Annotated in this window: 17 protein-coding genes; 14 read left to right on the top strand and 3 right to left on the bottom strand. The window is 58.8% G+C overall.

All coding sequences use genetic code 11. The features are described 5' to 3' along the window. Complete coding sequence (gldM, locus tag GKZ68_RS18320) at positions 1 to 1,584, top strand: gliding motility protein GldM (protein ID WP_173117345.1); 1,584 nt, start codon at positions 1 to 3, stop codon at positions 1,582 to 1,584. Positions 1,585 to 1,621: 37 nt separating this feature from the next. Continuing rightward, positions 1,622 to 2,626 (top strand): gliding motility protein GldN, encoded by a 1,005-nt coding sequence (gene gldN, locus GKZ68_RS18325; RefSeq protein ID WP_173117347.1) that lies wholly within the window; start codon positions 1,622 to 1,624, stop codon positions 2,624 to 2,626. 204 nt (positions 2,627 to 2,830) lie between these two features. Here gldN and uvrC read toward each other — a convergent pair whose 3' ends face one another. The 3 genes from uvrC to GKZ68_RS18340 all read right to left on the bottom strand — a co-directional run bounded on the left by uvrC (position 2,831) and on the right by GKZ68_RS18340 (position 10,338). Beyond that, entirely contained in the window at positions 2,831 to 4,639 is a 1,809-nt protein-coding gene (gene uvrC / locus GKZ68_RS18330) for an excinuclease ABC subunit UvrC (RefSeq protein ID WP_173117348.1), read from the bottom strand. A gap of 210 nt (positions 4,640 to 4,849) precedes the next feature. Continuing rightward, a complete protein-coding gene (locus GKZ68_RS18335; RefSeq protein WP_254244062.1) occupies positions 4,850 to 7,207 on the bottom strand; it encodes a penicillin-binding protein 1A in 2,358 nt (785 codons plus the stop codon). Between the two features lie 92 nt (positions 7,208 to 7,299). Then, positions 7,300 to 10,338, bottom strand: a complete 3,039-nt coding sequence (locus tag GKZ68_RS18340; protein ID WP_173117350.1) for a lipopolysaccharide assembly protein LapB — start codon at positions 10,336 to 10,338, stop codon at positions 7,300 to 7,302. A 161-nt stretch (positions 10,339 to 10,499) separates the two neighbouring features. Here GKZ68_RS18340 and GKZ68_RS18345 point away from each other — a divergent pair, with 161 nt between their 5' ends. The 12 genes from GKZ68_RS18345 (at position 10,500) to truA (ending at position 20,878) form a co-directional block, all read left to right on the top strand. Continuing rightward, positions 10,500 to 10,736: an AtpZ/AtpI family protein gene (locus tag GKZ68_RS18345; protein WP_173117352.1), complete on the top strand. Its 237-nt coding sequence runs from the start codon at positions 10,500 to 10,502 to the stop codon at positions 10,734 to 10,736. Between the two features lie 341 nt (positions 10,737 to 11,077). Further along, positions 11,078 to 11,491 (top strand): hypothetical protein, encoded by a 414-nt coding sequence (locus GKZ68_RS18350; RefSeq protein ID WP_173117354.1) that lies wholly within the window; start codon positions 11,078 to 11,080, stop codon positions 11,489 to 11,491. 63 nt (positions 11,492 to 11,554) lie between these two features. Next, positions 11,555 to 12,619: a F0F1 ATP synthase subunit A gene (gene atpB / locus GKZ68_RS18355; RefSeq protein WP_254244063.1), complete on the top strand. Its 1,065-nt coding sequence runs from the start codon at positions 11,555 to 11,557 to the stop codon at positions 12,617 to 12,619. Positions 12,620 to 12,696: 77 nt separating this feature from the next. Then, positions 12,697 to 12,957 (top strand): ATP synthase F0 subunit C, encoded by a 261-nt coding sequence (gene atpE, locus GKZ68_RS18360; protein WP_151086975.1) that lies wholly within the window; start codon positions 12,697 to 12,699, stop codon positions 12,955 to 12,957. 193 nt (positions 12,958 to 13,150) lie between these two features. Then, positions 13,151 to 13,645, top strand: coding sequence for a F0F1 ATP synthase subunit B (locus tag GKZ68_RS18365; RefSeq protein WP_173117358.1), 495 nt, complete (start codon positions 13,151 to 13,153; stop codon positions 13,643 to 13,645). Positions 13,646 to 13,742: 97 nt separating this feature from the next. After that, positions 13,743 to 14,306: an ATP synthase F1 subunit delta gene (gene atpH, locus GKZ68_RS18370; protein ID WP_173117360.1), complete on the top strand. Its 564-nt coding sequence runs from the start codon at positions 13,743 to 13,745 to the stop codon at positions 14,304 to 14,306. A gap of 7 nt (positions 14,307 to 14,313) precedes the next feature. Further along, positions 14,314 to 15,894 (top strand): F0F1 ATP synthase subunit alpha, encoded by a 1,581-nt coding sequence (gene atpA / locus GKZ68_RS18375; protein ID WP_173117362.1) that lies wholly within the window; start codon positions 14,314 to 14,316, stop codon positions 15,892 to 15,894. Between the two features lie 161 nt (positions 15,895 to 16,055). Continuing rightward, positions 16,056 to 16,958 carry an ATP synthase F1 subunit gamma gene (atpG, locus tag GKZ68_RS18380; protein WP_173117364.1) on the top strand — a complete coding sequence of 301 codons (903 nt, stop codon included), beginning with the start codon at positions 16,056 to 16,058 and terminating at the stop codon, positions 16,956 to 16,958. A gap of 264 nt (positions 16,959 to 17,222) precedes the next feature. Next, complete coding sequence (locus GKZ68_RS18385; RefSeq protein WP_173117366.1) at positions 17,223 to 19,055, top strand: ATP-binding protein; 1,833 nt, start codon at positions 17,223 to 17,225, stop codon at positions 19,053 to 19,055. Positions 19,056 to 19,098: 43 nt separating this feature from the next. Beyond that, positions 19,099 to 19,779 (top strand): response regulator transcription factor, encoded by a 681-nt coding sequence (locus tag GKZ68_RS18390; protein WP_173117368.1) that lies wholly within the window; start codon positions 19,099 to 19,101, stop codon positions 19,777 to 19,779. 50 nt (positions 19,780 to 19,829) lie between these two features. Then, a complete protein-coding gene (locus tag GKZ68_RS18395) occupies positions 19,830 to 20,042 on the top strand; it encodes a hypothetical protein (protein ID WP_173117370.1) in 213 nt (70 codons plus the stop codon). A gap of 71 nt (positions 20,043 to 20,113) precedes the next feature. Further along, positions 20,114 to 20,878, top strand: coding sequence for a tRNA pseudouridine(38-40) synthase TruA (gene truA / locus GKZ68_RS18400; RefSeq protein ID WP_173117372.1), 765 nt, complete (start codon positions 20,114 to 20,116; stop codon positions 20,876 to 20,878). Positions 20,879 to 21,016 lie beyond the last annotated feature (138 nt).

The raw sequence follows: 21,016 nt of genomic DNA on the forward strand, positions 1-21,016 counted from the left end.
ATGGCAGGCGGAAAAGAAACACCGCGGCAGAAGATGATTGGCATGATGTATCTCGTGCTGACCGCTCTGCTGGCGCTTCAGGTTAACTCAGCGATTCTGCTGAAATTTAAGTTTATTGACGACAGCCTGACTGACGTTAATGCTAAGACGGATAAGGCGGCCGACGGTACTGTAAAAGGTATTCAGGAGGCAGTGGCCAAAAACCGCAATCAGGCAGCTGACCAGGCAGTACTGAAACAAAGCGAAGAAATTCGCAGCAAAACCAAAGAAGTAGTTGCCTACTTGGCTGGTGTGCGCGAAAAGCTCGTAGCCGCCACCGAGAACGACAAAGGCAAGAACGAGTACAAGAACATGAGCGCCGAAGACAAGGTGGCCATCACGATGCTTGGCGGCAAGCAAAACGGTTTGGCTTACCCCATGCAGAAAACACTCAATGACTACTCGTCTTACATCGGGCAGTTTGTATCCGGTGCCGCGCCGCTAGCCTTGGATGCCAAAGTTGACCCACGGGTGACTGACCCCGAGCAGAAGAACAAGAACTTCGCTGAGCTGAACTTCGAGAATACGCCGTTGGTAGCTGCCCTCGCTGTACTAAGCCAGAAAGAAACCGAAGTACTTAAGTATGAAGCTGATGCCCTTCAAAAGCAGGCTGAGAAGGTAGGTGCTAAGACCATCGTATTCGATAAGCTGGGTGCGTTTGCTTCGGCCGAGTCGAACACGGTAGCCGCCGGTACTAAGTATAAGGCTGAACTGTTCTTAACGGCTGCCGCTAGCGGCCTGAAGCAGAACATGACGTACAACGGTAGCGCGCTAGCCGTTGACCCCAAGACCAACCACGGCAAAATCGAGTTTACGGCGCGTCCAGGCAACTTCGACGCCTCTGGTAACGCAAAGGCTAGCTGGACTGGTAGCATCCGCATCAACCAGAATGGCCGCGACACTACTTTTAAAGTAGTGGTGCCCTACACCATTACCAAGCCGGTAATGCAGATTCAGTCGGCTTCGGTGCAGGCACTGTACTACCAGTGCGGCAACAAGCTAAGCGTACAGGTGCCGGCTCTGGGTGCCCAGTACCAGCCTAGCTTCTCGGCTTCGGGGGCGGCTACGATTCCGGGTCAGAAGGGTGAAGTAACCCTGGTACCCAACGCCCGTGAAGTAACCCTGAACGTAAGCAGCGGTGGCAACGCCATTGGCTCGCAAACCTTTAAGGTGCGTCCCATTCCGTTGCCGACTATCAAGTGCTACATTGGCAGCACCGACGGGGAAGACAAGCGTGGTGTATCTGCTGCTTCGTTGCGCACGATTACAATGCGTGCTGTTCCTGACCCTGGATTTGCTACTTTCCTGCCTGATGATGCTCGTTTCCTGGTTTCACGTTTTGAAGTGACCCTAGCCCGCGGTAAGCGACCAGTGCAGCAAACTAAATCTATCAATGGTCCACAAGGCGATATCAGCGAAATGTCAAACGCAGCTCGCGCTGACGACCGTCTATTTATCGAAGTGAAAGGCGTGCAGCGTAAGAACTTCCAGGGTAAAATTGAGGATGTGAATATGACCCGCACCTTCACGGTGTCGGTGCAATAAGGTAATTACGTATTTCGTTAGCTTTTAAAATTCTATTATGACCCGCTATTTCAAAGCATTGCCTATCACCGCGGCGGCCCTGATGGCCGCGCTGGTGGGTCGGGCGCAGGAGCAGGCTACCTCGACTGCCACGACGGGGGCCATCCGGCAAATCCCGGTTTCCGACCAGATGTTCCGCAAAACCATCACCCGGGCCATCGACCTGCGTGAGAAGCAAAACCGTCCGATGTTTTCGGATGGTAAGGAAATCAGCCGGGTTATTATAGATGCTGTAAAGCGCGGCGAGCTGACTGCTTACAAAAACGACTCGGTAACCTCGACGTTCACGCCGAAGGAAATGTCGGCGAATATGTCGTATGCCTTGGAAGCACCCATCAGCCCCGATGCAAATGGTGGCGACTGGGGTGGCGCGCCTGCGCCGAGCGCTCGGCGGAACCCTGCACCTGCCAATGATGGCTGGGGTGCACCAGCCGCTTCTACGCCCGCAGCCTCGGCTTCTCGGCGCGAAAAGGTGCTGGATAAAAACGGCAAACCGGTGAAGAAAAATGGGAAGTACGTGTACCGCACGGTGCGTACCTCAACCGTAGCCGCTGCTCCGCCACCCCCGCCCGCTACATCGGCTGAATACCGTCCCAAGGACATCTACCAGATGGAGCTGACTGAAGAAATGATTTTCGACAAGAAGCGCTCGCGGATGTACCACCAGATTAAGACGGTATCGCTGAAGCTACCTTCGACACTAAAAGATAATACCTCGGGTCTGGAGAAGACTATCGCCACTTTTAAGTACTCGGACCTAGTAAAAGTGTTTCGCAACAATCCGCAGCAAGCCATCTGGTTTAATGCGCAGAACGATGCCCAGCATAAGAACCTGGCCGATGCATTTGAGCTGTGGCTGTTCAATTCTTACATTACCAAGGTATCGAACCCGGCTGGCGATGACCTGGCTAGCCAGTATGGTGGCGAACGCCAGGGCCTGTTGGCTGCTCAGCAAACTGCTGCTGACCTCGTAGAATACGAGTACAGCCTGTGGAGCTTCTAAACCGCAGAGTCAAACTAATCCAAAGAATTTTGCAGCTACGCCCGTTGCGCTAAGCAAAAAAACCGCCCTGGCTAATAAGCCGGGGCGGTTTTTTATTGGCATGTGGCCGATGTGGCTTATAGTCAAAGGCTAGGCATCTCACCCCATGCAGTAAAATTTGAATAGACAGCCTGCGCAACGGGCATAGCTGCAAAATTCTTTGGATTAGTTTGACTCTGCGGTCTGCCCGAAGTAGGTAAGTAACACCTTAGCCTTGGCCTTGCCGACTTCGGCAATTAGTTCGGCTTCGGTTAATTCCTTTATTTTTTTGACCGACTTGAATTTACTCAGGAGCTTATCGGCGGTTACGGGGCCTAGCCCTTTCACGTCGGTAAGCTCGGTTTTGAGGGTAGCGGCATCACGGGTGTTGCGGTGAAAAGTGATGCCGAAGCGGTGAACCTCGTCGCGCATGCGCTGGAACAAGCGCAGGCTTTCGCTTTTCTTATCAATATAAAGCGGCAGGGGGTCGTTGGGGACGTAAATTTCTTCAAGACGCTTGGCGATGCCGATGACTGGAATTTGGCCCCACAGGTTGAGGTCTTTCAGGGCCTTTACGGCCATGCTGAGCTGACCCTTGCCGCCATCTACTATCACGAGCTGGGGCAGGCTAGCCCCTTCGTCGACAAGGCGGCGGTAGCGGCGCGTGATAACCTCGTACATGGTATCGAAGTCGTTGGGGCCGACTACCGTTTTCACGTGGTAGTGGCGGTAGTCTTTTTTGCTCGGACGCGCATTGCGAAAGCATACCATCGCCGACACCGGGTTGTCGCCCTGAAAGTTAGAGTTGTCAAAGCACTCGATGTGCTTAGGAAGCTCTTTCAGGTGCAGGTCTTTCCTAATCTGCTCCATAATGCGCACCTCGTTCACGTCTTTACTCTTCTCGTTCATGCTCTCCTTCTCCTTACGGGCGTAGAGTACATTTTTGAGGCTCAGCTCCAAGAGTTTGCGTTTGTCGCCAATCTGGGGCACGGTGAAGGTGACGCCGGGCAGCGGCAGGCTTTCAATGGGCACGTTGGTGAGAATCTCCTTGGCCTCACTCTCAAACTCCTGGCGAAGCTGCATGATGAGCGGGGCCAGGATTTCGTCGTCCGTTTCGTCGAGCTTTTTGGTTAATTCCAGGTTTTGGGTGAGAATAATACTGCCATTCATCACCTTGAAGTAATTGACGAACGCCGATTTCTCATTTGAGGCAATGGCAAACACGTCGATATTGGTCAGCGTGGCGCTCACGATAGTACTTTTCGCCTGGAAGTCGTCGAGCTTATCCAGCTTTTGCTTGAACTGGTGGGCTAGCTCATACTGCATCTCCTGCGCAGCGGCAGTCATCTTATCGCGGAAATACTGCTTGGGCAGGCGCAAGTCGCCACCGAGTATCTGGCGGATTTGCTGAATGTACTGGTTGTAAGTAGCCTCATCTTCCTTGCCTTCACACGGTCCTTTGCAGTTGCCGATGTGGTACTCCAGGCACACCTTAAACTTGCCGGCGGCTACGTTTTCGGGCGTCATATTATACGTGCAGGTGCGGAGTGGATACAGGGCCCGAATGAGCTCTAGCAGCACGTTGAGGCCACCCTGGTTGGCGTAGGGCCCAAAATACTGGCCATCGCCGGGCTGCTTGTTGCGCGTGGGAATGAGGCGCGGAAACCGCTCCTTGGTCAGCAGCAGGTAGGGGTAGGTCTTGCCATCCTTGAGCAGGATGTTGTACTTGGGCTGGTGCTGCTTGATGAGATTGTTTTCGAGTAGAAAGGCATCTGATTCCGAGTTGACGATGGTAAACTCGATGCGCTTGATATTCTTGACCAGCTGCTGGGTTTTCTTGTTGTGGTCCTGCTTGGTGAAGTAGCTGCTCACGCGCTTGCGCAAATCCACGGCCTTGCCCACGTAGATGATGCCCTCGTCGTCGAAGTAGCGGTACACGCCGGGCTGGTGCGGCAGGCGGTTTATTTGTTCTTGTAGTTCGGGTTTGGCAGCCATGTTGGGGCGGGTTGGTCAGGCGAGCTTTTCGGGAAGTTACCGCAGAGGTACGCAGCGGAAGGCGCGGAGGTGCGCCGGGGATTTACCGTAACAAAAATGGCCGACGAAAAGCGCCGGCCATTTCTATAATTTGGGGCTAGCCAGCGGCTAGCCCGATTCTCAAGCCGGTAGCCCGCACCAGCTAAGCTGTACACCGGCTTGGGAGCCGCGCTAAATATCCTTATTATCGAGCGGGTCGAGGGTAGGCTGCACCATCTTTTGGTCGGCCGGAATGGTATCGCGCTGGCCGCCGTAGTACTTAGAGCAATCGAACTCGATGGTAAGCGGCGCGGCCGGCGCCGGAAACGGTCCCCGGTCAATATCAAGCGACTTATCGGCATACACTTTCTTCATGAAGATGCCGTAGAGCGGCAGGGCTAGCCGGGCGCCCTGGCCGTAGGCGCCGGTGCGGAAGTGAATGCTGCGGTCTTCGCCGCCAATCCACATGCCGCACACCAGGTTGGGCGTGATGCCCATAAACCACGCGTCGGAGTAGTTGGAGGTGGTGCCGGTTTTGGCCCCAATCTGATACGGAAAGTTGAAGCCCGTGTGCAGGATAGTGCTGGTGCCGCCCGGCTCGGTAGTGCTGGCTTGCAGCATATTAGTCATTACGTAGGCTGTTTCTTCGCTGAGGGCTTCCTTGGTAGGCGCCACGAAACGGCGCAGCTCATTGCCGTTCTTGTCCTCAATGCGCGTCACCATGATGGGGCCGGTCCACACGCCCTTGTTCACGAAAGTGCCGTAGGCGCCGCACAGCTCAAAGATGCTGCAATCGGACGCCCCGAAGCCCACGGCCGGCACCGGGTCGATGGGCGAAGTGATGCCGAGGCGCTTGGCGTAGGCCACTACCGTTTCAGGGCCGAGCTTATACACCAGCCAGGCCGTGATGGAATTCATGGACCTGGCTAGGGCCTGCCGCAGCGTGAAGGTGCGCCCGGAGTAGCCGCCCTCAAAGTTCTTGGGTGTGTAGGGTGGGCGACCGGCCGCGCCGGGGAAGGTAGTGGCTACATCGGGGCGCGGGAAGCACGGCGAGTAGCCCTGGTCGATGGCCGCCGTGTACACAATGGGCTTAAATGTAGAGCCCGGCTGGCGCTTGCCCTGCCGCACATGGTCGAATTTGAAGAACTTGTAATTCGGCCCGCCTACCCAAGCCTTGATATAGCCGTTGAGCGGGTTCACGGCCATGAAGCCGGCCTGCAGATAGCGCTTGTAGTAGGCTAGCGAGTCCATCGGCGACAGCAGCATTTCCTTCTCACCCTGCCACGAGAACACCGTCATCTTGTATTTCTTGCGCAGGTAGTAGTTCACCGAGTCGCGGTTGCCATCGTAGCGCTCCATGAGCGACTTATAGCGCTGGGTGCGGCGCATCGAGGTTTCCAGGAACTGCGGAATGACCTTGCCGTTTTCGTCGCGCCAGGGCAGCTGACCCTTCCAGTGGGCCGAAAACCACTTTTGCTGCAAGGCTAGGTGCTCGGCCACCGCCTTCTCGGCGTAGGTCTGCATGCGCGAGTCGAGGGTGGTGTAGATTTTCAGGCCATCGGCGTAGAGGTCGTGGTCGGTTTCCTTGGCCCAGGTTTGCAAATACTTAGCTACCTCGGTGCGGAAATAGGGGGCTAGCCCCTGCACGGGGCTTTCCACCGAGTAGTGCAGCACAATGGGTTTGGCGGTATCCCGCACCATCTCGGCCGCCGAGAGGTAGCCGGCCTTGCTCATCTGCTGCAGCACCCAGTTGCGGCGGCGCTTCGAGCGCACCGGGTGCAGCGCCGGGCTAAAGCGCGAAGGGGCGTTCACAATGCCCACCAGCGTGGCCGCTTCGGGCGTGGTAAGCTGCTTGGGGCTCTTGTTGAAAAACGTTTTGGCGGCGGTGTTGATGCCGAAGGCGTTGGAGCCGTAATCCACGGTGTTCAGATACATCCGGAGAATCTCGCGCTTGGTGTAGTTGCGCTCGAGCCGGATGGCCAGCAGCCATTCCTTGGTTTTGGTGATGAGCAGGCCCAGCTTGCCGGGGCCGTTGAGGGTGCCGTCGTTGAGATTGCTTTCCTCGCCGGGGCGGGTTTTAAACAGGTTTTTGGCCACCTGCTGGCTCAGGGTCGAGCCGCCGCCGGCGTGCCCAAGTGCCGCCACGGCGCGCATAATGCTCTTGAAGTCGATGCCCGAATGCTCCTCAAAGCGCACGTCCTCGGTGGCAATGAGGGCGTCGATTACATTCTGCGGCAGGTCTTTGTACTCGACCGGCGTGCGGTTTTCGCGGAAGTACTTGCCCAGCAGTACCCCATCGGCCGAGTAAATTTCGGAGGCCAGCTCGCTCTTCGGATTTTCGAGCGTCTTCAGGTTGGGCATCCGCCCAAACAAGTTCATGAAGTTGATACTCACTGCCCCCACGTAGAGCAGCAGCGCCAGCGCGCCTCCGCCAAACAGCACCCACATCGTGCGCGTAAACGCCTCGAAGCGCCCCTTGCGGGCCGGCGGCGGCGAGCCTCGGCGCACGGGAGGTTGTTTGCGGGGCGGGGAGGTGGGGTAGCTGGGCATCGGATTGAATCAGGAGTAGGGAAGGAGGAAGGAAAAATAAATCGGGCGGCGAAGGCAACTCCCAATTCCTCACTCTTACTTCCCGACTTCTCTTACTGGTAAACCTTCTGGTAAAATTGTTGGTAGCCGGCCAGGTCGCCACCCGCCGCTTGCAGCAGCGCCAGGTTGGCCAGGCTGATGACGATGGCCTGGTAGCCCTGGCCCCGCAAGCGAGCTAGCGGCGACTGCGGACCGCGCAGCTTGGTGGCGTAGCTCTGGGCCACTTTCGAGCCCGGCAAAGACCGGACCACCACCATTTCCTGGTCGGCTCCCAGCGGCTGGGCTGGCTGCACGGTCAGATTATTGGCCCGGAAAAACTTACCGTTGTACGCCGTAAGCTGGCTAGCCAGGTCGGCAGCGGGTGCCGCGCCCTTCGGATACACCAAGACTACGGCATGGGCCGCGCTAAGCTGCGTAGTGTAGGCCACGGCGGGCGCGGCCGGAGCCGCCGGGGCAGGTGTCGGGCTAGCCGCGGCAGTGGCCGGCGCGGTAGCGCCGGCCGGGCTGGGCGTAGTAGCGGCTGGTGCCGTGGTGGTGCCGTCGGTCTTGGGGCGGAGCGCCGAGGCAACCGGAGCCGGAATAGGCGTGCGCAGGCTAGCAGCTTTAGATACGGACATGGCATTGGCGGGCGCGGGCGGTGCTGGGGCGGGGCTAGCCAGTGGCAAGGCGGGTGTTTCGTCTTCGGCGTAGGCGATGCGCATGCGGTTATCGACTTCGCCCGGCCGGAACACCGACGACAGCTGCGGCTTCTCGGTCGAGGCCAGCGCGCCGTAGAGCTGCCCGGCCTCGGCCTTCTGGTAGGCGCCGGCCAAGGCCAGCGCCTGCGGCACCAGCGGGCTGTCGGGGTAGTCTTTGGCAAACTGACTGACCGAATTTCGCACCGTCACCGGCGGCTGGGTCCGAACGGCCAGCAGCAGCTTTAAATACGCCACCCGGTCCTGAAGGTCACTCTTGGGATATTGCTTTTCGAGCCGCGCCACCACGGCTTTCGACTTAGTAAACCACTGGTCCTTATACAAGGTAAAGGCCGAATCGAGCCTAGCGGCTACGGCAGTGTGCAGGGCGCGCTCGTGCTCGCGATACAGCGGGTCGGCAATGAGCTTGGCGTAGGTCGAGGCCGGAAACTCGCGCTGCAAGGCGGCGGCATACTGCGCCGCCTTGGCCGGGTCGGGCAGGTCCTTGTAGTAGAGGTAGAGCAGGTAATCAGCGTCGGGGGCGTGCTCGCCGCGCGGGTAGCGCGTTACCTCGCCGGCGTAGGTTTCGTAGCCGCGCTGCTTCTCCTTTAGCAGCTCTTTATAGATGCCGCCGAGCGCGTACATGGCCGCTTCTATCTGCTTGTCAGAAGCTTGGAGCTTATCGGGCGTAGTAGGGATGGTTTGGCGGTACGTAGCTACCAGCGCATTTTGAGCGGCGAGCGGGTCGGCAGCAGCGGCCGGCGCGGCCGACCCGCCCGCGCCCGGCGCGCTGCCGTTTACGCGGGTCTGGTCGTTGCCGGTAATGCTCACGGGCGCGCCGCCGTTTTGCGGCGTGTTGGGCGAGCTGCTGGGCGTATTTACGGTGCGCCAGTTGTCCTGCAGCTTGCGGTCGCCCCACAGCCGAATAAAGTCGGCCCGCGCTGTACCCAGCGAAGTCGCGTTGTCAAAATACCAGCCCGCGCCCGAGGCTACCGCCGTAGTGGCATCGAAGGCATTGGGGTTGCTGATGTCGCGCTGGTTACCGCTCAAGGCGCTCGGTGCGGCAGTGATGCGGCTGGCATCGGCCTGCTGCTTCTGGGCCAGCACTTTCTGGGCGTCCTGGGCCTTGGCTTCGGCTATGCGCTTGGCTTCGAGGTCGGCGGCGGCATAGGTGTGCAGGCGCTTGTCGAGGTCGGCGGCGGGCAGCCTGGCCAGGGCTTGCAGGCTGTCCTGCGTTTCAATAATAGTGTATTGCTTGGCAAATTCCTTGAGGATATCGCCGCGCTCTTTTGTGCTGGCATAGAGCGGATTCTCCTTGGGCATGGCCCGCGCGGTGCTGTCGTAGTATGCCGCCGCTAGCCGGTATTTCTGAAGGTTCTCGTAGTAGATGCGCCCGGCCAGCAGGTAAGTGTAGCCTTTCTGCGACTTGCTGGTGGTGGGCTGCCTGGCCGAAGTGCGCAGCAGCGCCAGCGCATCGGCGTACTTCTGCTGGCGGTAGGCTAGCCGGCCCATCTCGTAGTAGATTTTGTCGCGGTACTCCTTGTTTTTAGGGTCTTTCAGCAGCGCGGCAAAGTACTTATCGAGCCGCGCCTTGCTTTGCTGGTCGAGGTCCGATACCTGGCCGAGCAGCAGCTTGCTCTGAAAGTCAAGCTCATACGGCGGGTTGTGCTTCAAGATGTTATTGAGCTGCGCCGTGGCTTCCTTGTTCTGGCCCTGCGCCTGGTAGAGTTGCGCCAGCAGGAAGCGCGTGCGCGAGCGCTCATTCTTGGCCGGAATCAACGGCACGGCCTTTTCCAGCTGCGCGATGGCTAGCTTCGGCTCTTCGGTTTGCAGGTAATAATCGCCCCTGGCCAGAAACAGCTCACGGGCATCTTTGGGCAGGCCCACTTCCTTATCGAGCAAGTCCGACACGGCCTTGGCATTGTCGAGCTGCTTGGTAATGAGGAAGGTGCGCATCAAGCCAATTAGCGCCTCCTGCTTGGCAAACGGGTCGCGGCTGGTGCTGTTCACGTACTTAAACGTGAGGATGGCGTCGTCAAACTCCATCTTGTAGAAGCGCGACCAGCCCACCAGCAGGTAGGCATCATCGGTCCAGTCGGAGCCCGGCCGGTGCTGAATGGGCAACGAGGCCTTCTTGATAATATCATTTAGGTCGGCGCGGGTGGCGCGCACCGTGCCGCTATCCAGGGTAGGGTAGAGGGGCAGCAGGCGGTTGTAGTCGTCGCCGCGGCCTTTATAGAGCGTGGCCTCAGTAGCCCACAGCTTTTCGCGGGCCAGGAAAAAGCCGTTGTCGCGGGCGGCCACGTTGTTGAGGGCGTGGCTTACCAGCGACTTGTCCGAGGCGCAGCCAGCCGCGCTCAAGCCCAGCCAGGCCAGCAGCCAAAACCGGTAGTATCTCAAGGAAATAGCGATTTTCAACGTCGAAAGCTGGTCTGGTAAGTAGGTCGCAACGCCCGGCGCGGCCCAAAATGTTCGGCCACCCTGGCGCTAACGGCCGGCAACCCGTAAAATTACGCCCGGCTAGCCCGAAACCTTCATCTGACGCTTAGCTTTACCACTCTTCTAATCCGCCGGCCAGCATGGCAACCACCCCACCCACCCCCGACGCCGACGAATCGGCCCGTAACAGTTCAGCCCTGGCTAAGTATTCCGGCATTGCCGCGCAAATGGTGGCCATTATCGGCCTCAGCACCTGGGCCGGTATCTGGCTCGATAAGCATTTTCAAACGCACACGCCCTGGTTTACCATTGGCCTAACGCTGACCGGTATCTTGGGAGCGCTGTACCAAGTTATTCGTTCCGCTACGCAGCCTTAGTCCGCTGGCAGTATTAATTGCTGTCTAAGCCTAGGCAGAGGAGGACTACTAGGGCCAAGGGCCAGCGCTGCCACCCTTGTCAGACCCTTAGCCAGTAGTGAGTAGCGAGAACCCGCGCTGAAAGCAGAATCGCTTTCAGAAGCAAGCAGAGGTAGTGACTCAGTACTGTGCGGTATTACTCCGCCGCTAAAGGCACAAAATGCCGGAGTTAAAACTGCCCGACTTGTAGAGAAGAAAGATTTTCAGCTTTTTTTCATAAATAAAGCCCCGTCGGCCCCGGCCGACGGGGCTTTTGCGTGTTTCCATGCCGACCTTTGCGGCCCGGTTTCGACCCGCTGCCCATGAATACCCGCTTTTACACGCAGTTTGCTGCTTTTGCGCTCGCCTGTTTGGTCGTGCTTTTTGGCTTGCGGGCAGCTTTTGGCTCGACTGTGGTTCACCCGCTGGCACCCTATGTACTAGGGGCGCTGCTGGGGCTCACCCTCCTGGCTTATTGGTTTACGGCGCGCACCACCCGGCGCGCGCCCGACAACTTTTTGGCCGCCTACTTTGGGGGGGTGGGGCTGCGGCTGGTGCTGGGCATCGGCATCGTGCTAGCCTATTTTTTTCGGGGCGGGCTGGCCGAAAACCACGGCTTGCTCACCTTCCTCGGGGCCTTCTTTATCGGGTACTTTCTCTGCGCCGGGTTTGAAATCTGGGCTATTTTTAGTAACTTGCGCCCGTTTTCAGCGAAGCAACTCCCGAAAAGCGAATAATTTACCTTCGGGTCCGGATTTTACTCAATATTAATGAAGCGGTTACTTACTCTCTTTCTCTGCTTGTTTACGTTCGCCGGTTTTGCCGCCGAACCCACTGAAGCGGGCAAAAAGGAGGGCGCCTTCAACCCCGGCGAAGTTATTTTGCACCACGTCGCCGACTCGCACGAGTGGCACTGGTTCAGCACCGACAACGGCAACTTCGTCACCTACCTGCCCGTCATCGCCTACCAGCCCGGTAAAGGCCTGTCGGTGTTCTCTTCTAAGCACGTAGCCGAAGGCGAAACGTATAATGGCTTTAAGTTGGAGGAAGAGCATCTCGTTACGACCGACGGCAGCAAAGTATACGATTTCTCCATTACCAAGAACGTGGCCGCGCTAGCCGTCAGCAGCCTGATTCTGTTTTTGGTCTTTACTTCAGTAGCTAGAGCTTATGGTCGCCGTGCCGGTCAAGCTCCTGCAGGCCTGCAAGGTTTTTTGGAGCCGTTTGTCATCTTCATTCGCGATGAAGTAGCCAAGAAAAGCATTGGCCCCAAGTACGAGCGCTACATGCCGTACCTGCTCACGGTATTCTTCTTCATCTGGTTTAACAACCTGCTCGGCCTTACACCCGGTGCGGCCAATCTCACCGGCAATATTGCCGTGACGATGATGCTAGCCGTACTGACGCTGATTGTCACGCTTTTCAGCAGCAATAAATACTACTGGGAACACATTTTCTGGACTCCTGGTGTGCCCCTGCCCCTGCGCATTATCATGATTCCGGTTGAGTTGATTGGCGTCGTTACCAAGCCGTTTTCGCTCATGGTGCGTTTGTTTGCCAACATCACGGCCGGCCACATCATCATCCTGAGTTTCATCAGCCTCATCTTCATCTTCCGCTCGGCGCTCACTGGCTTTCTGTCGGTGCCGTTTGGCCTGTTTATCAGCGTACTGGAATTGCTGGTGTCGATACTGCAAGCTTACATCTTCACCCTGCTCACGGCCATGTACATCGGTGGCGCGCTCGAAGAGCACCACCATGACGAAAACCACGGCCACGACGAAAATTTCGGTACGGCTGATGAGCGGGCGGGTGGTTCCAACTTTGACCACATTGGCAAGCCTGATGTAGCGGCCTCCCACTAGCCTCTAGCCGGGCTGCCTGCAGGTGGCCGGGTTGTATTTTCTCCAAGTTTTTTTCTACACACATTTCTCTTTTTACCATGCTTCTTTCGTTGTTGCTGCAAGTTGTTAATTCGGTTGGTCTGGCTGTAATGGGTGCCGGCATCGGCGCTGGTCTGGCTATCCTGGGCGCTGGCCTGGGCATTGGCCGCATCGGCGGTAGCGCTATGGAAGCCATCGGCCGTCAGCCGGAGGCTTCGGGCAAAATCCAGACTGCTATGCTCATCGTGGCCGCTCTGGTAGAAGGTGCAGCCCTGTTCGCAGTGGTAGTCTGCCTGCTCATCGCCCTGAAACTGCAGTAATCGCGTCGGTATAGCCCGGCCGGCTGGCATCCGCACGCAAGGAGGTCAGCCGGCCGGGTTTTCGTTCGGCTGAAGCCTGGGTTTGGTTTGTAAAGCAACCTAAACCAACCGCTTTGGCAACTTACCTGCCGCCGCCGGATGTTACCTGGTGTGCCCTAGCGGGCGCGCTGCCACCCCGATAATTGCCGCCCTTATGTCGCTTATCACCCCCGAATTTGGTTTGCTGTTCTGGCAAACCCTGATTTTCCTCATCCTGCTCTTCCTGCTGGCCAGATTCGCCTGGAAGCCCATCCTGGGTTCGCTGAAGGAGCGTGAAGACAGCATCGACCAGGCGCTGAAAATGGCCGAGCAGGCCAAGCTGGAAATGCAAAACCTGAAAGCCGGCAACGAAAAGCTGCTGGCCGACGCCCGCCACGAGCGCGACCAGATGCTGAAGGAAGGCCAGAAGATTGCCAACCAGCTTGTCGAGCAGGCTAAGACCACGGCTGTGGAGGAAGCCAACCGCATTTCGCAGCAGGCCCGCGAAGCCATTCAGCAGGAAAAAAATCAAGCTCTGGCCGAGGTGAAAAATACCGCTGCCCAGCTAAGCGTAGACATCGCCGAGCGCGTGCTGCGCCGTGAGCTAGCCGACCCGGCCGCCCAGCAGAAGCTGGTGGACGATTACCTGAAAGACGTAAAGCTTAATTAATGCTAAATGCTTAGTGGTTAATGGGTAATAAATTGGCGTAAGTGTTCCCATTTATTACCCATTAATCATTGACCACTAACCATTACCCATTAAAAACATGGCCGACCAACAAGTAGCCGCCCGCTACGCCAAGTCTTTGCTGGACCTGGCGCAGGAGCAGGGCACGCTAGCGAAGCTAAAGCAGGATATGGACTTGCTGGCCAGCACTATGGCCGGCAGCCGCGACCTGCGCCTGCTGCTGCGCAACCCGATTGTGAAGCACGATAAGAAGCTCAGCATTCTCACTGCCATTTTTGGTGGTAAGGTGTCAGAGATGCTGATGCGCTTTTTTCAAATTCTGACCAGCAAAAACCGCGAGGATGCGCTGGAGCACATCGGCAGCGAGTTTCTGCGGCAATACAATGCCCTGATGGGCGTGCAGGTAGCCGAAGTAACCTCGGCCTCGCCGCTTACGCCGGCCACCCGCGCCGAGATTGAGAAGATGGTGAAGCTGCAAACCGGCTTGCCCGACGTGTCGCTTACCGAAAAGGTGGATGCTTCGCTGATTGGTGGCTTTGTGCTGCGCGTAGGCGACCGCCAGATTGATGACTCGGTGAAAGGCAACCTGCGCCGCCTGCGCACCTCCCTCACCGACAATACTTATACTCCCAGCTTAAACTAATATTCCAATGGCAGAAGTACGCCCGGACGAAGTATCCGCCATCCTGCGGCAGCAGCTGTCCAATTTTAAATCGGCCGCCGAGCTGGAAGAAGTCGGCACCGTGCTCCAGGTGGGCGACGGCGTGGCCCGCATCTACGGCCTGTCGCACGCGCAGTCGGGCGAGCTGATTGAGTTTGAAAATGGCCTGCAAGGGCTGGTGCTGAACCTTGAAGAAGACAACGTAGGTGCCGTAATGCTCGGCGACTACGGCGACATCAAAGAGGGCGCTACCGTGCGCCGCACCAATAAAATTGCCGCTATTCAGGTAGGCGAGGGCATCGTGGGCCGCGTGGTAAACACGCTGGGCCAGCCTATCGACGGTCGCGGTCCTGTTCAGGGGCAGACCTATGAGATGCCCCTGGAACGCAAGGCGCCTGGGGTAATCTTCCGCCAACCGGTAACTGAGCCGCTGCAAACCGGTATTAAGGCTATCGACGCCATGATTCCGATTGGGCGCGGCCAGCGTGAACTGATTATCGGCGACCGTCAGACTGGTAAGTCAACCGTAGCGCTCGATGCTATCCTCAACCAGCGCGAGTTCTTCGAGCGTGGCGAGCCGGTTTTCTGCATCTACGTCGCCATCGGCCAGAAGGCTTCGACGGTAGCGCAGGTAGTGCAGGCCCTAACCAAGGGCGGTGCTATGGACTATACGGTAGTGGTGTCGGCTTCGGCTTCTGACCCTGCTCCGATGCAGTTCTACGCTCCCTTCACGGGTGCTGCCATCGGCGAGTACTTCCGTGATACGGGCCGTCCGGCGCTGGTAGTTTATGATGACTTGTCGAAGCAGGCCGTGGCTTACCGCGAGGTGTCGCTGCTGTTGCGCCGTCCTCCCGGACGCGAAGCCTACCCCGGCGACGTATTCTATCTGCACAGCCGCTTATTGGAGCGCGCCGCTAAAATCAACGCTTCGGACGAGATTGCGCGCAACATGAACGACCTGCCCGAAAGCCTGAAGCCGCTAGTGAAAGGTGGTGGCTCGCTAACGGCCCTGCCGCTCATCGAAACCCAGGCTGGTGACGTATCGGCCTACATTCCGACCAACGTAATCTCGATTACGGACGGCCAGATTTTCCTTGAAACCAACCTCTTCAACTCCGGTGTGCGCCCCGCTATCAACGTGGGCATCTCGGTAAGCCGCGTGGGTGGTAATGCTCAGATTAAGAGCATGAAGAAGGTAGCTGGTACGCTGAAGCTCGACCAAGCGCAGTTCCGCGAGCTGGAAGCTTTCGCCAAGTTCGGCTCGGACCTCGATGCCTCGACCAAGCTCACCATCGAGCGTGGCCGTCGCAACCTGGAGATTCTGAAGCAGCCCCAGTTCTCGCCCGTAAAAGTGGAGGACCAGGTGGCCATTATCTACGCCGCTACCAACGGCCTGCTCGACACCGTGCCCGTGAACCGCGTGCGCGAGTTTGAGAAGGAGTTTACGCAGGTGATGAACGCCCGCAACCCCGACGCTCTTAAGGCGCTGAAAGCTGGCAAGCTGGATGACTCGGTGACGGGTGCCATCCGCCAAACGGCTAAGGACGTGGCGGCCAGCTACGCTGCTTAGATTCGGTAAATAAGCAAAAAATCGTCTGTCATTGCGAGCAACGCGAAGCAATCGCCCCAGAACGACAGCACCTGAACGAGACGGGCGCGGACGATTTTGTGCTGGGGCGATTGCTTCGCTCTGCTCGCAATGACAGACGATTTTAGTTTTTATTCTATTTTATGGCCTCTCTAAAAGAAGTTCGCTCGCGCATCCAGTCGGTTTCGAGCACGCAGCAGATTACCAAAGCCATGAAAATGGTGGCGGCGGCCAAACTGCGCCGGGCCCAGGACAACATTATTCGGATGCGCCCCTATGCCCAGCGGCTAACCAGTATCCTGGCTAACCTGACCCGCACAACTACCGACGAGGTGGTGAGCGAGTACGGCCAGGTACGCGAGGTGCGTCGGGTGCTCATTATTGCTATCACGTCGGACCGAGGGCTAGCCGGCGCGTTCAATGCCAACGTATTTAAGGGCGTGAACACCCTGGTTGCGGAGCGCTACGCCAACCTGCCGGCGGCCAATATCGCGGTGATGGCCATCGGTAAAAAGGCGCACGACTACTATGGGCGACGCAACTACAAGCGCGTGGGCGACTACACGCACGTGTTTGCCAAGCTGTCGTTCGACACGGTGCGCGTGGCGGCCGAGGAAGCCATGCGCGGCTTTACCGGAGGCAGCTACGACCAGGTAGTGATGGTATACAACGAGTTCAAAAATGTGGCTACTCAGGTGGTGCAGACCGAACAGTTGCTGCCGCTGGTGCCTACCGAGGTGCCGGCCGGTACCCCTAGCGCCAACGCTCCGGATGCCAGCATCGATTACATCTTTGAGCCAAGCAAAGAAGAAATTATTCAGACCCTGATTCCGCAGAGCCTGAAAATTCAGCTCTATAAAGCCGTATTGGAAAGCAACGCTTCGGAGCACGGCGCCCGCATGACGGCGATGGACAAAGCCACCGACAACGCCGGCGAGCTGCTGAAGGCACTGAAGCTAACGTACAACCGCACGCGCCAAGCGGCCATCACGACCGAGATTCTCGAAATCGTGGGTGGCGCTGAGGCCCTGGCCGCCAGCCGCTAGCCCCCTACTTAAGCCATTCAGGAAAGACTCAGCGCCAGATGGTTGCTGAGTCTTTTTTTTGGTGCATATAGCTAATTCGCTTAGCTTAATTGTGCTAAACGTAGTTACTTCGTAGTATGAGTTGCTAGCCCTATGCTGCGGAGTATATTTAAATCGAGGCTGGTAAGCCGGTTGCTAAGCTATCAGGCGCTGGGAATACTGTGGCTGCTGGGCGCTACCGTACTTCGAGTGGGCGCCCAGGCAGCGCCAGCGGCCCCCCCATTATTGGCTGCTGCATCCGAGCCGGGCCGGGTAGCCAAGCCCGATACAGCCCTGGTAAACCGGCTCAACAAACAGGCGTTCGTATTGCGCATCAACCACGCGCTGCAAACGCGCCAGCTAGCCAAGCAAGCGCTGCGACTGGCGCAGCAGTTGCACTACGACCGGGGTCTGCTCAATGCGCACTTCAGCTTGGGCTACTACTATCGGGGGGCTAGCAAGTACGACTCGGCGCTTTATCACACGCAGCAGGCGCTGCGCCTGGCCGCGAAGCTGCACAGTGATTATGACCGCACCCGGGGGCTGTATAACCTGGCGCGCATCTATTCGGAGCAGGGCGACTACAGCCGCGCCCTGGATGTTAACCTGCAAGGCTTGGCGCTGGCGCAGGCTATTCATAACCGCCGGGCAGAGCTTTTTCAGCTAATTGAATCCGGACTGGTAGAAATTCCGTTGGGTGAGTACGCTACCGCGCAGACGCATTTCGACCAGGCCCTGCGCCTGGCGCAAAGCATCAAAGACAAAATTGGCATCGGTGGGGCTTATAGCGGCCTGGGCGACCTGAACCGGCAGCAGGCCCACTGGAGCCTGGCTGGCCACTACTATACGGCCGCCGCCGCTAGCTACCACGACGTATTCAATACCCAGGGCATGCTGCCGGTAGAGCTGAGTATTGCCGAAATGACCGACCGCCAGGGCAACCACGAAGCCGCACTGGCTGCTACGCGGGACCTGCTTCGCCAGGCCCTGGAGGCTGAATGGGAAGGGCCAGCCGCGCGGGCTCAGCTACTGCTGGGCCGCATCTACCTGGCTATGGGTCAGCCCGATAGCGCCTGTTACTACGGCAAGCGCAGCCTGGCCCTTAACCGGGGCCATCGCCTGCGGCCCGCCATCCGCGATGCCGCGCAGGTGCTAGCGCAGGCCAACGCCCAGCTTGGTAAGTGGCACCAGGCGTATGAGTATCAGGCGCTGGCTATCAGCTATGCCGACAGCCTGACTGGCGAGGATGCGCGCCGCCGCGTGGCGGGCCTGCAGGCGCAGGAGTCGCATCGGCGGCAACAGATTCAGCAGCAGCTGGGGCAGCAGCAGGGGCGGCTGCAAACGCAGCAGCAGGAGCTGGCGCAGCTGCGCTATCGCCAGCAACTGGGTGCGCTGGTAGTGCTGGGCTTGTTGCTGGCCGCTGGCGGGAGCGTATTTTTCTGGCGCTACCGGCACCGCGAAACCCGCCGCCAGGAGGCATTGCGCACGCGTATTGCGGCCGACCTGCACGACGAGGTGGGCAGTATGCTAACCCAGATTTCGATGCAGAGCACCCTGCTGCGCGAGGGCCGCTACGCTCCGGCCCAGCAGCAGGTGTATCTCGACCAGATAGCGGAGGCTAGCCGCCTGGCCGCCCGCCAGATGCGCGATGCCGTGTGGAGCATTGATGCCCGCTACGACTCGGCCGCTAGCCTGCTCGACCGTCTGCGCGACCATGCCCACGAAGTGCTGCCGCCCGCGGGCCTCGAGCTGGATTTCGGCGTTGAGGCCAGTATCGTCAGTGCCACCGTGCCGCTGGCTACGCGCCAGGCTCTATATTATATCTACAAGGAGGCGCTGCACAATGTGGTGAAGCATGCCCACGCCCGGCAAGTACACGTGCGCCTCCGCCTGCACCACCAGCAGCTCGAGCTGGAAGTGCGCGACGATGGCCGTGGCCTAGCCAGCACCAGCCCTGGCCGGCCCGGCGGCCAGGGCCTGCCCAACATGCGCATGCGCGCGCGCGCCGTGGGCGGCACTATCGGGCTGGAGGCCGCGCAGCCCGGCACGCGCCTGATAGTGCGGCTGCCGCTCCGCTAGCCCGGCCGGGGCGGTGGTGATGTTCGCGTTATCTAACATCTTTATGCGATACCGCCGTATGACGGTGGCACCGACCTTTGCCCGCGTGATTATCCTTGGCATCATCGAAGACCAGACGGCTATCCGGGAAGCGCTGTGCGAATACCTGGATGCGCAGCCTGAATTCAACTGCGTGCTGTGTGCGACCTCGCACGAGGAATTTATGGTTGAATTGGGTAGCCTGCCGGTGCTCCCTACCCTGGTGCTGTCCGATATCGGCCTGCCCGGGCGCTCAGGCATAGAAGGGCTGGCGCTGCTGCGGCAGGTGCTGCCAGAGGCCGAGGTGCTCATGCTTAGCGTGTATACCGATGCCGAGCGGGTATTCGAAGCCCTGCGCCAAGGTGCCATCGGGTATCTCGAAAAAACGACGCCGCTCCCGTTATTAAAAGAGCACTTGCTGCAAGTGGCGGCCGGCGGCTCACCCATGAGCCCGAGCGTGGCCCGGCACGTCACCCGCTACTTTGCCCCCCAGCCTACCAGTCCACTGGCTAGCCTTACTCCCCGCGAGCACGACATCGTGCGGGGCATCGAAGATGGCTTGAGCTACAAGCTCATCGCCGACCGTCTGGGGCTTAGCCTCGACACCGTGCGCTCGCACATCCGGCAGGTTTATCGCAAGCTGCAAGTCAACTCAAAGGCTGAAATAATGGCCAAAACCCGTCCCCGGCCGCTGCTGCCCTGGTAAATACTCCTGCCAACTATTCTGACCTATTCTCAGTTGCACCTTTCTGAGTTATGAATTTCCAAGCTTCTTCTTCGTTAGACCAATCCGCTGGGCCGGCTGCCGCTCGGGCGGCCCGGCAGCGCGAGGTCGAAACCGCCTTGCTCGTGCAAACCCTGTGCGGGCAGCCGGCTAGCCCCGATGCCCTGGCCCGGCTGCGGCGCTACGAGGCGGGCGAGCTGCCGCGCGAGCAAGCCTTTATGGCCCTGTACGAAGGGCTGATGTAGCGGATAGCCCAGCCGCACAGCCGCGTGCGCAAACGCCTGCCCGGCGTACTGGCGGTACTTTTGCGGCTGCCATGCGCTACTTCATTCATTTTGCCTACGACGGCACGGCTTACTGCGGCTGGCAGGTGCAGCCCGGCGTGCCCACCGTGCAGGCCACCCTCGATAAGGCGCTGAGCCAGGTGCTGCGCCAGCCCGTGCATACCTTAGGCAGCGGCCGCACCGATACCGGCGTGCACGCCAGCCACCAGGTAGCTCATTTTGAGGCCGCGCTGCCCGAGGGCATGACCTTCGACCTGCTGCGCTACCGCGTAAACCGGGCCCTGCCGCCCGATGTGCAGGCTTTCCGCATTCACGAAGTGGGGCCCAAGGACCACGCCCGGTTCTCGGCCGAGGCGCGCACCTACGAATACTTCGTGAGCTTGCGGCCTAACCCGTTTCGGCGCGACCAGGCGCTGTACCTCGACCGGGCGCCCGACGTGGCCGCCATGAACGAGGCCGCCGCCTACCTCGTGGGCCAGTTCGATTTCACGGCCTTCTCCAAGGTCAAGGGCGCCGAAACGCACTACGTGTGCTACCTCTACGAGGCTGGCTGGCGCGAGGAGGCCAGCGGCCTCGTGTTCAGCATTCGGGCCAATCGCTTCGTGCGGGGCATGGTGCGGCTGGTTGTGGGCACCCTGCTCGACGTGGGCCGCGGCAAGCTCACGCCGCTCGAATTTCAGCAGGTACTACACCGCCAGCAGCGTATTGCTGCCAGTGGTGCGGCGCCGGCTAAAGGACTGTATTTAAGCAAAGTAGACTATGGGCCGGGGATAGTGCCAAGTGAAACTGATTCCTAAAAACGCGCGCTGAAGTACAAAAAAGCTTGTTTTATTTTGAATGGGTTCCCTGCCCAGTATAAAACAGTACACTGCTAAGTGGGCGAGAAGCGGCACGCCTGGCAACGAAACGTGCCGACCTTTGTTAGCAAGCTACTT

This window comes from Hymenobacter sp. BRD128 (assembly GCF_013256625.1).
In the GTDB taxonomy this organism is placed as follows: domain Bacteria; phylum Bacteroidota; class Bacteroidia; order Cytophagales; family Hymenobacteraceae; genus Hymenobacter.